Consider the following 15,009-nt stretch of genomic DNA (forward strand, 5'->3'; position numbering starts at 1 on the left):
CGGCGTGCGCTCCACCTGCTCCGTCACCAGCGTGTGGACGCACTTCTCCCTTGGGAACGCCGTTCTCGTCGCGTTCCACCCCAGCACCTGCTGCCGACGCTCGCCTTCCGTCAGCAGCGGCAGCTGCGACACCTTCGCATCCGGGTTCTTCGCGATGGCCTCCAGCAGCACCTCCAGGTGCCCCGCCATCCGCTTCACCGTCACCGCGTCGAGCAGGTCCGTGTTGTACTCAATCGACCCGGAGAACCCTTCCGGCGTGTCCGACAGCGACAGCGTCAGCTCGTACTTGGCCGTGCGGTCATCGGCTTCGATGGGACGCAGTGACAGCTCGGGCAGGTGCTGTTCGGCCAGGACGTCCTGCTGCAACGCGAACATGACCTGGAACAGTGGCGAACGGCGCAGGTCCCGCTCGGGGCTCAGCGCGTCCACCAGCTTCTCGAACGGGACGTCCTGGTGCGCGAACGCACCGAGCGTCGTCTCGCGCACCTGCGCCAGCACTTCGCGGAACGTGGGCTTGCCGTCGAACCGCGTTCGCAGCACCAGCGTGTTGACGAAGAAACCGATGAGCCCTTCCAGCTCCGTCCGGTCGCGGCCCGCGATGGGCGTGCCCACGCTCACGTCGTCCTGCCCGCTGTAGCGGGACAGCAGCACCTGCCACGCGGCGAGCAGCAACATGAACGGCGTGACGCCTTCACTCCTGCCGAGCCCGCGCAACGTCGCGGACAGATCGGAGGACAGGACCACCGGCAGACGCGCGCCACGGAAGGACTGCACCGCCGGACGAGGCCGATCCGTCATCAGCTCCAGCGCGGGAGGCGCGCCTTCGAGCTGCCGTGTCCACCACGTGAGCTGCGACTCCAGCGCATCGCCCTGCAACCAGCCGCGCTGCCACGCCGCGTAGTCCGCGTACCGCACCGGCAGCTCCGGCAGCGACACGGGCTGGCCCGTGCGGAACGACTCGTAGAGCGCGGTCAGCTCGCGCACGAGGACGCCCATGGAGGCGCCATCGGAGACGATGTGGTGCATCGTCAGCAGCAACAGGTGTTCGCGCTCCGTGAGCCGCACCCACGTGGACCGGAAGAGCGGGCCCTTCGACAGGTCGAACGGACGGCGCGCCTCTTCGCCCGCGAGCCGCAGGGCTTCGGCTTCACGCTGGGCACCGTGCAGCTCTTCCAGGTCGATTCGCGTCAGGGGGATTTCAGCATCCGCGATGACGACCTGCGCGGGCCGGCCCTCCTCGGAGCGGATCACGGTCCGCAGGGCATCATGACGACGCACGAGCGCCTGCAGCGAACGCTCCAGGGCCGACACGTCCAGCACGCCCTCCAGCCGGACGGCGGCGGGGATGTTGTACGAAGCGCTTCCGGGCTCGAACTGATCAATGAACCAGAGGCGCTGCTGCGCGAACGACAGCGGCGCCGCGCCTTCCCAGCGTCCGGCGGTCAGCGGCGGACGGCCCTCGGCCTTCGGATCGCGACGGGCCTCGTCCACTCGCGCGGCGAGCCCCGCGACGGTGGGGGCTTCGAACAACGCGCGCAGCGGCAGCTCCACGCCGAAGACGGAGCGCACGCGCGAAATGGCCTGCGTCGCCAGCAGCGAGTGCCCGCCCAGTTCGAAGAAGTTGTCCCGCGCACCGACGCGGGCAACGCCCAGCACCTTCGCCCACTCCGCCGCCAGCACCTCCTCCGTCGGCGTCCTCGGCGCCACGTACGCACCCGAGACTTCCACGCCCGCTTCCGACGGCTCCGGCAGTGCCTTGCGGTCCACCTTGCCATTGGCCGTCAGCGGCAGCACGGGCAGCGCCACGAAGGCCGAGGGCACCATGTACTCCGGCACCCGCCCCTTCAGCGCCGTGCGCACCTGGGCCACGTCCAGGCCTTCGCCCGCCACGTACGCCACCAGCCGCTTCGTCCCTGCCCCCTGCCCCTTCGCCACCACCACGCACTCGCGCACGCCTTCGCACTGCGCCAGTGCCGCTTCCACCTCACCCAGTTCCACCCGGAAGCCACGCACCTTCACCTGCATGTCCCCACGGCCCTGGAACTCCAGCACTCCGTCCGCGCGCCACCGGGCCAAATCCCCCGTGCGGTACATGCGGCTGCCCGCGGGCCCGTACGGGTTGGGCAGGAAGGCCTGCGCCGTCAGCCCCGGCTGGCCCAGGTAGCCTCGCGCCAGGCCGTCTCCCGCCGCGTACAACTCCCCCACCACGCCCACCGGCACCGGCTGCCACTGCCCGTCCAGCACGTACACCTGCGTGTCGCCAATGGGCCGGCCAATGGGCACCACCGTGCCCACGTCCTCCACCTTCTCCATCCGGTGGCACGAGGTGAAGAGCGTCCCTTCCGTCGGCCCGTAGCAGGCCGTCACCGCCACGCCCAACGTCTCCAGCGCCCGCTTCACGTGCGGCGCGGACACGACGTCACCGCCCGTCAGCAGCCGCTTCACTCCGCGCAGCCCCTCCAGGTTGCCGTCCACCATCTGCGTGAAGAGGCCCGCCGTCAGGTGCAGCACCGTCACCCCGTGCCGCTTCAGCACCCCTTCCAATTCCTTCACGTCCCCCACCGGCACCGGCGGGTACACCACCAGCTTCGCCCCGCTCAGCAGCGGGCCCCACACCTCCAGCGTCGACGCGTCGAAGGACACCGGCGCCAGCAGCAGGAAGGTGTCCTCGTCCGTCCACCTCGCGTAGTTGGCCTTCAGCACCGTGCGCAGCACGCCGCCGTGCTCCGTGCACACGCCCTTCGGCTTGCCCGTGCTGCCCGACGTGAAGTCCACGTACGCGACGTTGCGGCTTCCCACTCCGCTTGCCGGCGCGTGCTTCGGCTGACGGGCCAAATCCTCCCGCGCCTCCTCCAGCCGCACCACGTCCAGGCCGTCCGTGGGCAGGCGCTCGCCCAGCGCCCGCGTCGTCACCAGCACGCGCGCTCCGGCCTCCTTCAGCATGTAGGCCAGGCGCTCTCGCGGGTAATCCGCCTCCAGCGGCACGTACGCACCGCCCGCCTTGAGGATGGCCACCAGCGCCACCACCAGCTCCACCCCGCGCTCCAGGCACAGCGCCACCCGCGACTCCGGGCCCACTCCGTGCGCGCGCAGCAGGTGCGCCAGCTGGTTCGCCCTCGCGTCCAACTGCGCGTACGTCAACTGCTCCTCGCCCGCCTCCAACGCCACCGCTTCAGGCCGTCTCGCCACCTGCGCCGCGAAGACGTCCACGATGCTGGCTTCACGCGGGGAGTCGCTCGCCGTCTGGTTCCACTCCACCAGCACGCGCTGCTTCTCCTCCGACGACAGCACGCCCACTTCCCACAGCCGACCCGTCTCCCCCGCCACCAGCCCTTCCACCGCGCGCCGCCACTGCTCCAGCAGCCGCCCAATCCCTTCAGCCTCGAAGCGCGGCTTGTCGTACGCCAGCTTCAACAGCAGCTCGCGGCCCGGAATCACGGAGGCGGTCAGCGGATAGTTGCTGCGCTCGGCGCCGCGCACGTCACGAACGCCGAGCGGATTGCCCTGCGCCGCGAGCGATGCGTCCAGCGGGTAGTTCTCGAAGACGAAGAGGCTCTGGAACAGCGGCGTGCCTCGCGGCACCTGGCTGTAGCCCTGGATGCGGACCAGGGAGTCGTACTCGTACGAACGCGACTCCGTGTGGCGGGCCTGCAGGTGGTGCAGCCACGTGGAGACGGTGGCTTCCGCATCCACGCGCATGCGCACCGGCACGGTGTTGATGAAGAGGCCCGGTGCGTCTTCCGCTCCGGGCAACTCCGGAGGCCTACCAGAGACGGTGACGCCGAAGACCACGTCCTGCTCACCGCTGTGGCGGGAGAGGACCAGGGCCCACGCCGCCTGCACCAACGTGTTGAGCGTGAGCTGCTGCCGACGCGCGAACGACTGAAGCGCGGCGGTGGTCCGCGCGGACAGGGTGAGGGACCGCTCGGCGTGACCGGAGGGGATGGACTCGGAGGACTCCGTGGCACCCGGCAGCGGCGTGGGTGCGTGGAGGCCCGCGAGTTCCGATCGCCAGAAGGCTTCGGACCGCTCCGCGTCCTGCTGCTGGAGCCAGGCGATGTAGTCGCGGTAGTTCGCTCCCGTTGCCAGCTTCGGGAGGGTGTTTGCCGACGCCAACGACTGGTAGATCGCGAAGACCTGCTTGAGCAGCAGGGCCATGCTCCATCCGTCCAGGATGACGTGATGGAAGCTCCAGATGAGCCGGTGGACATGCGTGTCCAGCCGCACCAGGGCCACGCGCAGCAGCGGGCCTTGCGTGAGGCTGAAGCCCTGCGCGCGGTCCTCTTCCAGGTACGCGTCCAGCGCCTGCCGCTGCGCCGCTTCCGTCTGCCCGCGCCAGTCCAGCTCCCGCCACGGCAGCGCCGCCTCGCGACGCACCACCTGCAACGGCGCTTCCAGCCCTTCCCACAGCAGCGTCGTGCGCAGCACCGGGTGCCGCGCCACCAATTCTTCCCACGCGCGCTTCAACGCCCCCACGTCCAGCTTCGCGTGGAAGGCCCAGGACAGCTGCTCGAAGTACACGCCCGACTTCGGCGACAGCAGTGCGTGGAAGAGCATGCCCTGCTGCATCGGCGACAGCGGGTAGATGTCCTCCACCTGCTGCCCCACCGCCGCCTGCGCCTTCGCCAGCGTCTTCGCGTCCAGCTTCGCCAGCGGGAAGTCCGCCGGCGTGTACTTCGCCGCGTCCTCCGTCTTGCGTCCGGCCACCAGCGCCTTGAGTGCTTCGGTGTACTCGCGCGCCAGCGCCTCCACCGTCGCCTTCGTGTGCAGCGCTTCGCTGTACGTCCACGTCACTTCCAGCTGGCCACCCACCACCAGCCCGTTGATTTCCAGCACGTGGCTGCGCTGGCCGCCCTCGCCCTGCGTCGGGCCCGCGGACTCCTTGGCCAGCGTGAAGCCCCCGCTGCTGCTGGCCAGCGCGTCGAACTGCCCCAGGTAGTTGAAGGCCACCTGCGCCTTCGGTGCCTGCTTCAGCTTCGCGGCGATGGCCTCCGGGCCCTGGTAGTGCAGGAGGCCGTAGCCCACGCCCTTGCCCGGCACGGCCCGCAGCGTGTCGCGCACCGCCCGCAGTGCGTCGCCGGCCGTGCCGTCCTTCGTCACCTCCAGCACCACCGGGTAGAGGGAGGTGAACCAGCCCACCGTACGCGTCACGTCCACGTCCGCGAAGAGTTCCTCGCGCCCGTGGCCCTCCACTTCCACGCGCACCCGCTGCTCTCCCGTCCACTTCGTCAGGACTCGGGCCAGGGCCGAGACGAGCACTTCGTTCACGCTCGCCCGGTACGCACCCGGCACTTCCTGCAGCAGCGTCCGCGTCTCTTCCGTATTCAGCGCGGCCACCACGTTGCGCGCGGAGGCCACCGTGTTCACGGCTGCCATGTCCACGAGGACATTCCGTGCGGTCGCTACGGCATTCACAGGCCATGCAGCGACGGAGTCCTGTGCGGACGCCACCGTGCGGACTCCGCCTGCGTCCACCGTCAGCGCAGTCGAGCCACTGGCCACGCTCACAGGCAATGCGGACACGGTGTCCTGCGCGAATGCCGCCTTGCTCACTTCCACCGGCAGCGCGGACGTCTCTTCACGCGCTTGCGCCAGCCACCACGCGGCTTCCTTCTCCAGCTCCGGTCCGCGAGCGTACGCCTCCAGCTTGCGCGACCACGTCTGGAAGGACGTCGTCTTCGCGGGCAGGACTACGGGCATTCCGCTGCGCAGTTGCGTGTACGCCGTTCCCAGATCCTCCAGGATGACTCGCCACGACACGCCGTCCACCGCGAGGTGGTGCACCGCCAGCAGCAGCCACGACGGCTTGCCCTCGCTGCGCTCCACCAGCAGCGCGCGCAGCAGCAGTCCTTCGTCCAGCCTCAGGCTGCCCTGAAGCTCCTTCGCTGCCTTCGCCAGTGCCTCGCCTTCATTCGACGATGCCGAGACGTCCAGCCGCCGCAGGTACGGGCCCGGGCCTACTCCCGCGTGGTGCTGCGTCCAGCCTGCCGTGCCCTGCTCGTACCGCAGCCGCAGCGCATCGTGGTGCGCCACCAGCGCCTTGAGCGCCTCCTCCAGCCGCTCCGCTTCCACCCCTTCCTTCGCCTCCAGCAGCACTGCCTGGTTGAAGTGGTGTGCCTGCGGCAACTGCCTCTCGAAGAACCAGCGCTGAATCGGCGTCAGCGCCGCCTCTCCCTCCACCAGCCCCTGCTCCCCCACCACCCCGCGTCCCTGCTCCACCACCTTCGCCAGTTGCTCCACCGTCGGGTGCTGGAAGAGCTGCTTCGGCGTCACCTTCAGTCCCGCCTGCCCCGCCTTCGCCACCACCTGGATGCTCAGGATGGAGTCGCCGCCCAGCGCGAAGAAGTTCTCCTTCACTCCCACCCGCTGCACGCCCAGCACTCGCGCCCACACGGACGCCAGCGTCTCTTCCGTGCGCGTCCTCGGGGCTTCGTAGGCTTCCGTCGTTTCGGCCGTTGCTTCCGGCTTCGGCAGCGCCTTGCGATCCACCTTGCCGTTGGGGGACAGCGGGAGCGCGTCCAGCACCACGAAGGCCGCGGGCACCATGTACTCCGGCAGCCTGGCCCTCAGCACTTCGCGCAGTCCTTCGATCGTCACGCCCTGGCCCACCACGTAGGCCACCAGCCTCTTGGTGCCGGGCGCGTCGTCGCGCACCACGACGACGCTCTCGCGCACGCCTTCGCACTGGCCCAGCGCGGACTCCACTTCGCCCAGCTCGATGCGGAACCCGCGCACCTTCACCTGGAAGTCCAGGCGGCCGAGGTACTCGATGCTGCCGTCGGTGAGGACCCGGGCCTGGTCTCCGGTCCGGTAGAGCCTCGTGCCCGGAGCACCGTAGGGATCCGGGATGAACCGCTCCGCCGTCAGCGCGGGACGGCCCAGGTACCCTCGGCCCACCTGCACGCCGCCGATGTAGAGCTCTCCCGCGATGCCCACCGGCACCGGCCGCAGGGACGCGTCCAGGACGTGGATCCGCGTGTTCGCCACCGGCCTGCCAATGGGCACCGAGCGTCGTCCGTCGTGGCGCTCGCACGTCCAGGCCGTCACGTCCACCGCGGCCTCCGTGGGGCCGTAGAGGTTGTGGAGCGGGACGCCCAGCCGATCCAGGCAGCGGTCCTTCAGGTCCAGCGGGAGCGCCTCACCGCTGCACACCACGCGGCGGAGCGCCGTGATGCGCTCCAACCCCGGCTCCTCCAGGAACACCTGGAGCATGGACGGCACGAAGTGCAGCGTCGTGACGCCTTCGCGCGCCATCACGTCCACCAGGTAGGCGGCGTCCTGGTGCCCACCGGGCTTCGCCACCACCAGCCGCGCTCCCGTCATCAGCGGCCAGAAGAACTCCCACACCGACACGTCGAAGCTGAACGGCGTCTTCTGCAATACGACGTCGCGGGGCTCCAACCCGTAGGCTTCCTGCATCCAGAACAACCGGTTGCGGATGCCCGCGTGGGTGTTCATCGCGCCCTTCGGACGCCCCGTGCTGCCCGACGTGTAGATGACGTAGGCCAGGTGCTCCGCGCCCACGCCCGACACCACCGGCTCCGAGGACAGGCTCGCGACCTGGGGCCAGTCCGCGTCCAGGCACAGCACCGGCGTGCTCCCCAACGGCAGCAACGACCGCAGATGCTCCTGCGTCAACACCACCGCGACCGCCGAGTCCTCCACCTGGTACGCCAGCCGGTCCGCCGGTGCCGACGGATCCACGGGCACGTACGCGCCGCCTGCCTTGAGCACACCCAGCAGCGCGATCACCAGCTCCAGCGAGCGCTCCGCGCACACGCCCACGCGCACTTCCGACCCCACGCCGCGCGCTCGCAGCGCACGCGCGAGCTGGTTGGCCCGGCCGTCCAGCTCCCGGTACGTCAGCCGGGCGCCCTCGAAGTCCACCGCGACGGCGTCCGGAGTGCGCGCCACCTGCGCTTCCACCAGGCCGTGCAGCGTGCCCTCCAGCGGGTAGTCGCGCGCGGTGGCGTTCCAGTCCACCAGCAGGCGGCGCTGCTCCGCTTCCGCCATCAGCGGCAGCGCCTTCACCCGCGTCTCCGGGTGGGCCACCGCTCCCGCCAGCAGCACGTCCAGGTGCTCCACCCACCGCGCCACCGTCGCCGCGTCGAAGAGGTCGGTGTTGTACTCCAGCGCTCCCGCGAAGCCGGCCGGCGCGTCCGTGAGCGAGAGCTTCAGGTCGAACTGCGCGCCCGCGCCCTCTCCCTCCAGCATCCGCAGCCCCAGCCCGGGCAGCCGCAGCTCCGGGAGCGGATCCTCCTGCAGCGCCAGCATCACCTGGAACAACGGCGAGCGCCCCAGGTCGCGCTGCGGCTGCACCGCGTCCACCAGCTTCTCGAACGGCACCGCCTGGTGCGCGTAGGCGCCCAGCGTCGTCTCGCGGACCTGCTGGAGCAGCTCACGGAAGGACGGGTTCGCGCCCAGCCGCGCACGCAGCACGAGCGTGTTCACGAACAGGCCGATGAGTCCTTCCAGCTCCGCGCGGTCACGTCCCGCGACGGGCGTGCCCACGAGCACGTCGTCCTGTCCGGCATGGCGTGCCAGCAGCGTCTGCCACGCGGCGAGCAGCACCATGAAGGGCGTCACGCCCTCGCGACGGGCGAGCGCCCGCACGGCGTCGGACAGCCCGGTCGACAGGCGCACCGGCAGGGTCGCGCCCGCAGCCGTCTGGACCACCGGGCGGGGACGGTCCGTCGGCAGCGCCAGCACGTGCGGCGCCCCCTCGAGCTGCCCGCGCCACCAGGAGAGCTGGGCCTCCAGCACGTCACCCTGGAGCCAGGCGCGCTGCCACGCGGCGTGATCCACGGGCTGGATGGACAGTGCAGGAAGCGGCGAAGGACGGCCCGCCAACCGGGCCTCATAGAGCGCGGCCACTTCGCGCACGAGCACCAGCATCGAACCGCCGTCGGAGACGACGTGATGCAGGGTGAGGAGCAGCACGTGCCGCGTGGGCGCGCACCGCACCAGCGTGAGCCGCAGCAGCGGCCCTTGCGACAGGTCGAAGGGCTTGCGCGCCTCCTCCGCCATCAGGCGCCGCAGCCCCGCCTCCACACCCTCGCCGCCGAGCCCGGACAGGTCCACGCCCACGAACGGCACCTGCGCGGACTTCGCCACCACCTGGAAGGGCTGTCCCTCCGGCGCCACCAGCGACGTGCGCAGCGATTCGTGCCGCTGCACCAGGGCCTCGAAGGCGTGCTTCAGCGCGGCCACGTCCAGCTCGCCGTCCAGCTCGACGGCCGCGGGGATGTGGTACGCGGGGTTGCCCGGCTCCAGTTGCTCCAGGAACCACAGCCGCTGCTGCGCGAAGGACGGCACGAGCTTGCCTTCGCGAGACACCGGCTCCAGCGCGGGCGCCAACGTGCCCGCCTGCTCCAGACGGACGGCGTCGATGCGTGCCGCCAGCGCCGCCAGGGTGGACGCGTCGAACAGCGCGCGCACCGGCAACTCCACCCCGAAGGCGCCTCGGACGGCGGACAGCAGGCGCGTGGCGAGCAGTGAGTGCCCGCCCAACGCGAAGAAGTCATCGCGCAGCCCCACCCGCTCCACGCGCAGGAGCCGGCTCCACAGGCCGGCCAGCACCTGCTCCGTCGGCGTTCCAGGGGCGACGTAGCCGTGCTCCGAACGGGGCAGCTCCGGGGCCGGCAGCTCCTTGCGATCCACCTTGCCGTTGGGCGTGAGGGGCAGTGCCTCCAGCACCATCACCGCGGACGGCACCATCGACTCCGGCAGGTGGCGCCTCGCGTGCTCGCGGAGTGAGGCCTCGTCCAGCGTCTTGCCGGGCTTCGCGACGACGTAGGCCACCAGCCGCGTGTCCCCTGGCACGTCCTCGCGCGCGACCACCACCGAGGCCGCGACGCCTTCGTGCCGGACGAGGGCCGCTTCCACTTCACCCGGCTCGATGCGGAAGCCGCGCACCTTCACCTGATGATCCACGCGGCCCAGGAACTCCAGCGTCCCGTCCGCGAGCCAGCGCGCCCGGTCTCCCGTGCGGTACATCCGCGCGCCCGGATCGCCATGGAACGCGTCCGGCACGAAACGCTCGGCCGTCAGGTCCGGCCGGCCCAGGTAGCCGCGCACCACGCCGTCGCCACCGATGAACAACTCACCCGGCACACCGGCCGGCACCGGGTGCAGTCGCGCGTCCAGGATGTAGAGGCCCGTGTTCGCGAGCGGCCGTCCCAGCGACACCGTCCCGGCCGTGTCCTGCGCCACGCGATGCGTCGAGGACCACACCGTCGTCTCGGTGGGTCCGTACATGTTGAGCAGGACTGGAACGCGTGCCCGCAAACGTGCGGCAAGGCCGCCCGGGAGTGCTTCTCCGCCGACGAGCAACTGCCGCAGACCGCCCAGCGCGTGCAGCGCCCGGGGCTCTTCCACGAGGGCGCGCGCGTACGACGGCGTGCACTGGAAGTGGGTGACGGCGTGCTGCTCCAGCGTCTGCGCGAGCGCGGCGGGCTCCAGGCCCGTGGGCGCGAGCACCACCTGGAAGCCGCGCGTCCAGGACCAGAGCAGTTCCAGCACGGAGATGTCGAAGGAGATGCTCGTCATCGCCAGCCACGTGCCCGGGCACGGCGAGACGTGCGCATCCATCGCGCGGAAGAAGTTCATCACCGTCCGGTGCGGCACGCTGACGCCCTTGGGCCGCCCCGTTGAACCGGACGTGTAGAGCACGTACGCGAGCGACCGCGCGTCACCAGCGGGCTCGGCGAAGTCACCGTCCATCGCGTCGTCCAGGAAGAGACGCTGCTCCGACGGCACGGAGATCACGCCCTCCAGGCGACGAGGACTCACGAGGACCTTCGCGCCCGAGTCCTCCCACATCGCCGCGAGCCGCTGCGCCGGATAGGCCGGGTCCAGCGGCAGGTAGGCCGCGCCCGCCTCCAGGATGCCGAGCAGCCCCACGGCCAGCTCCGCCGTGCGGTCCACGCACAGCCCCACGATGGACTCCGGCCCCACGCCGCGATTTCGCAGCGCATGCGCCAGGGCCCGCGCCCGCTGGTGCAGCTCGCGGTACGTCAGCCGCGTCTCTCCGGCGACGAGCGCCACGGCATCCGGAGTGCGAGCCACCTGCGCCGCGAACTGCGACGCCACGGTGGCCTCCGCCGGGAACACCGTGTCTTCACCACGCGACAGGCCCCGCAGGTGCTGCGACTCCGAGGCGTCCAGCCACGGCAGCGCGTCCACGCGACGCGAAGGGTCCGCGACAGCGGCCTCCAGCAGCACGCGCAGGTGGCCAGCGAGGCGGGCCACGGTGTCCGCGTCGAAGAGGTCGGTGGCGTACTCCAGCCATCCATCGAAGCCCCGGACGGATTCGGAGAGCGAGAGCGTCAGGTCGAACATCGCCGTGCCGGGGTGCACGTCCAGCAGCTTCGACTGGAGGCCCGGCAGCACGGGGGCGCCCACCTGCGCGCCCTGGAGGATGAACATGACCTGGAAGAGCGGCGTGTGCCCGCGCTCGCGCGTGGGCTGAAGCGCTTCCACCAGCTTCTCGAAGGGCACGTCCTGGTGCGCGTACGCACCCATGGCCGTCGCGCGCACCCGGCCCAAAAGCTCACGGAAGGTGGGCGCACCGGACAGCCGCGTGCGCATCACCAGCGTGTTGACGAAGAAGCCCACCAGCCCCTGGAACTCCGCACGTCCCCGGCCCGCGATGGCCGTGCCCACGCTGACATCGTCCTGGCCCGCGCGGCGAGCGAGCACCGCCTGGAAGCCGGCCAGCAGCACCATGAAGGGCGTGACGCCTTCACGCACCGCCAGCTTGCGCACCGCTTCGGCCAGCCGGGAGTCCAGCACCACCGGCACCCGCGCGCCCTGCGTCCCACGCTCGGCGGGACGGGGCCGGTCCGTGGCCAGCTCCAGCAACCGGGGTGCACCCGCAAGCTGCTTGCGCCAGTAATCCAGTTGCGAAGTCAGCGCGGCGCCGTCCAGCCACTCCCGCTGCCACTCCGCGTAGTCCGCGTATCCCAGCGGCAGCGCGGGCAGCGGAGAAGGGCGACCGTCACGCAGCGCCGCGTAGAGGGCGGACACCTCACGCACGAGCACCGCCATGGACGTGCCGTCCGACACGGCATGGTGCATGACGAGCACCAGCACATGCGTGCGTGCATCCAGCGTCAGCAGCGTGGCGCGAACCAGCGGCCCCTGCGACAGGTTGAACGGGCGGCGGGCCTCGTCGTGAGCAAGGCGGGAGGCTTCGGCCTCGCGAGCCTCAACAGGCAGGGACTCCAGAGATACGCGCACCAGCGGCAGCACCGCGTTCTTCGCGATGACCTGGAGTGGCCGTCCATCCTCTTCCCGGAAGGACGTCCTCAGCGCGTCATGGCGCGCCGCGAGCGCATGGAGGCTGCCCTCCAGCGCGGCTACGTCCAGGTCGCCTTCCAGGCGCACGGCCGCGGGCAGGTTGTACGCCACGTCGCCCGGTGCGTACTGGTCCAGGAACCACAGCCGGGCCTGGGCAAACGACACGGCCCGGTCGCCCTCGACGTCCCGGCGACGCAGGGTGCTCGAAGCCGGCCCCGCCGACGCCCGAAGCGTGAGCAACTGCCGCGCCAGGGACGTGATGCTCGGCCCCTGGAGCAACCACTCCATGGGCACCGTCAGGCCCATGCCCGTGCCCACTTCATGGGCCAGTTCCACCGCGCCCAGTGAGTCCAGTCCGAAGCGCGTGACCGGAGCCTCGACGTCAATCTCCTCACGGCGCATGCGCACGTGCCGCGCCACGATGTCGCGCAGCCACGCCACCAACGCTTCCGCGTCCGGCTTCGCAGCCAGCGTCACCGCCCCCTGCCCTGCTCCGGCATGCGAACCGGACAGCGCTGCGTGAGGGGCAGACGAACCGCCTGCCTGGGCTCCGGATCCCCGGCCCGCATCAGACGACGATCCACCGGAAGCCACAGGCCCTGCCACACCGCCCGTGCTCGACGAACCGCTGGAACCCACGGGCCCTGCCACACCGCCCGTGCCCGACGACGAACCGTCGTACGCCACGGGGCCCGTGCCAGCCTTGCCCGTGCTCGACGCTGTGCCGCCCGCGGATCCGGACGACGGACCTCCGGACGATCCCGGACCGCCTGCGCCTCCCGGAGGCTCGGGCGGCTCCTCCCTCCAGGCCATGACCTCCTGCAACGTCCCGGTCAGGAAACCCGTGCGGCATGCGTGCCGCTGCACCTTGCCACTGGACGTCTTGGGCAGGCTGCCCGGCTCGATGAGCACCACCGCGTGCGCCTGCACCTCGTGCGACTCCGCCAGCCGCTGCCGGATGGCCCCGACCGCCGCGTCCGCCGCGGCGAACTGCTTCCGCAGATCGCCCAGCCGCCGGACATCAATCTCCTGCACGACGACCGCGCGCTCCTCGCCCGCCACCTCCACCGCGAACACCGCGCCGCCACCCGGCCGCAGCGTCGGGTGCGCCAGCTCCACCGACGCCTCCAGGTCCTGCGGGTAGTGGTTGCGCCCACGCAGGATGATCAGGTCCTTGCGCCGCCCCGTGACGTACAGCTCGCCATCCGGCCTCAGGAACCCCAGGTCTCCCGTGCGCAGGTACGGCCCGGAAGCATCACCGGCGATGCGCGCCTGGAACGTCTCGCGCGTCGCGTCCTCGCGGCCCCAATACCCCTGGGCGACGCTCGGCCCGGACACCCAGACCTCGCCCACTTCACCCGAGGCGCGCCGCTCCAGCGTCTCCGGATCCACGATGGCGATTTTCTGCTCCGCCAGCGTCCGGCCACACCCCACCAGCGTCCGCGCCCCCGGCTCCGCCGCGCCCACTTCCTCCGCGCGGTGCCGCTCCAGCGCTCCAGCCGAAAGCGTCACCGACACCGGCGGAGCCGACTTCTCGCCTCCGGAGACGATGAGCGTGCCTTCCGCCAGTCCGTAGCAGGGATAGAACGCCTCGCGCCGGAAGCCGCTCGGACCGAACGCCTCCATGAAGCGCTCCAGCGTCTCCGGACGGATGGGCTCCGCGCCGCAGAACGCGACCTCCCAGCGGCTCAAGTCCAGCGCCTGGCGCTGCTCCGGCGTGCTCTTGCGCACGCACAGGTCGAACGCGAAGTTCGGTCCGCCGCTGATGGTGCCCCCGAAGCGCGACACCGCCTCCAGCCACGCCATGGGCCGCTTGAGGAACGACAGCGGCGACATCAAGGCCGTGTGGAAGCCCCCGTACAGCGGCTCCAGGATGCCGCCGATGAGCCCCATGTCGTGGTACGGCGGCAGCCAGATGACGCCCACGCTGTCCGGCCTCGCCTGGAACGCGCCGTGGATGAGCGACAGGTTGTGCAGCAGGTTCCCGTGCGTGAGCATCACGCCCTTCGGCGTGCCCGTGCTCCCGGACGTGTACTGGAGGAAGGCCAGCGTGTCGGCCTTCACCGCCGGCGCGCGCCACGCGGCGGCCTCGTCCGGCGACAGCGCGTCCGTCGCCACCCACTTCACGTCCCGCAGCTCCGGCGCCTGCTCGAACAGGAACTCCGCCATCGACAGCACGAACGAGGTCGTCAACACCACCGTCGCCCGCGCGTCCTGGATGATGGCCCGCAGGCGCGGCAGCGTGCGCTCCAGCCGCGACGGATCCGGCGGGTACGCGGGCACCGCCACCGCCCCCGCGGCCAGGCACCCGAAGAACCCCGCCACGTACTCCAGGCCCGGCGGGTACAGCAGCACCACCCGGTCCCCCGCGCGCGCGTGCTCCGACACCGCGACGGCGATGGCCCTCGCCCGCGACGCCAGCCCCCCGTACGTCAGCGCCCCTTCCTCACCCTCCTCCAGGAAGGTGTAGAGCCGCGCCTCCGCCGCCCCCTGGACCCGTGCCTCGAGAAGATCCAGCAAGGTCGCAAAAGACGACGCGTGGCTCGCCAAGAGCATGTTCGACGTTCCTCAAGGTGGCTGGCGGTGCAGGCCCTGCCGGGGGGTTGGACCTGCACGAAAAGGCCATTGTTTTATCGCTAAACAAACCGAGCGAGAAATGCGCTGTCGGTAGTTCTTGATTTTCTCTGAAGCTGTGAAAGCGAACGTCAA

Annotated in this window: 1 protein-coding gene (running past one end of the window); it reads right to left on the reverse strand. The window is 71.0% G+C overall.

The window, feature by feature from the left end; genetic code table 11:
• Positions 1-14,856, reverse strand: partial view of a non-ribosomal peptide synthase/polyketide synthase gene (locus tag JYK02_RS10935; RefSeq protein WP_207050865.1) — the 5' portion only. The gene continues 9,543 nt to the left of window position 1, outside the view; 14,856 of the gene's 24,399 nt are visible here — the first part of the coding sequence; its start codon is at positions 14,854-14,856; the stop codon falls past the left edge of the window.
• Between the last annotated feature and the right edge of the window lie 153 nt (positions 14,857-15,009).

The sequence above is a fragment of the Corallococcus macrosporus genome (assembly GCF_017302985.1).
GTDB classification, from domain to species: Bacteria; Myxococcota; Myxococcia; order Myxococcales; family Myxococcaceae; genus Corallococcus; species Corallococcus macrosporus_A.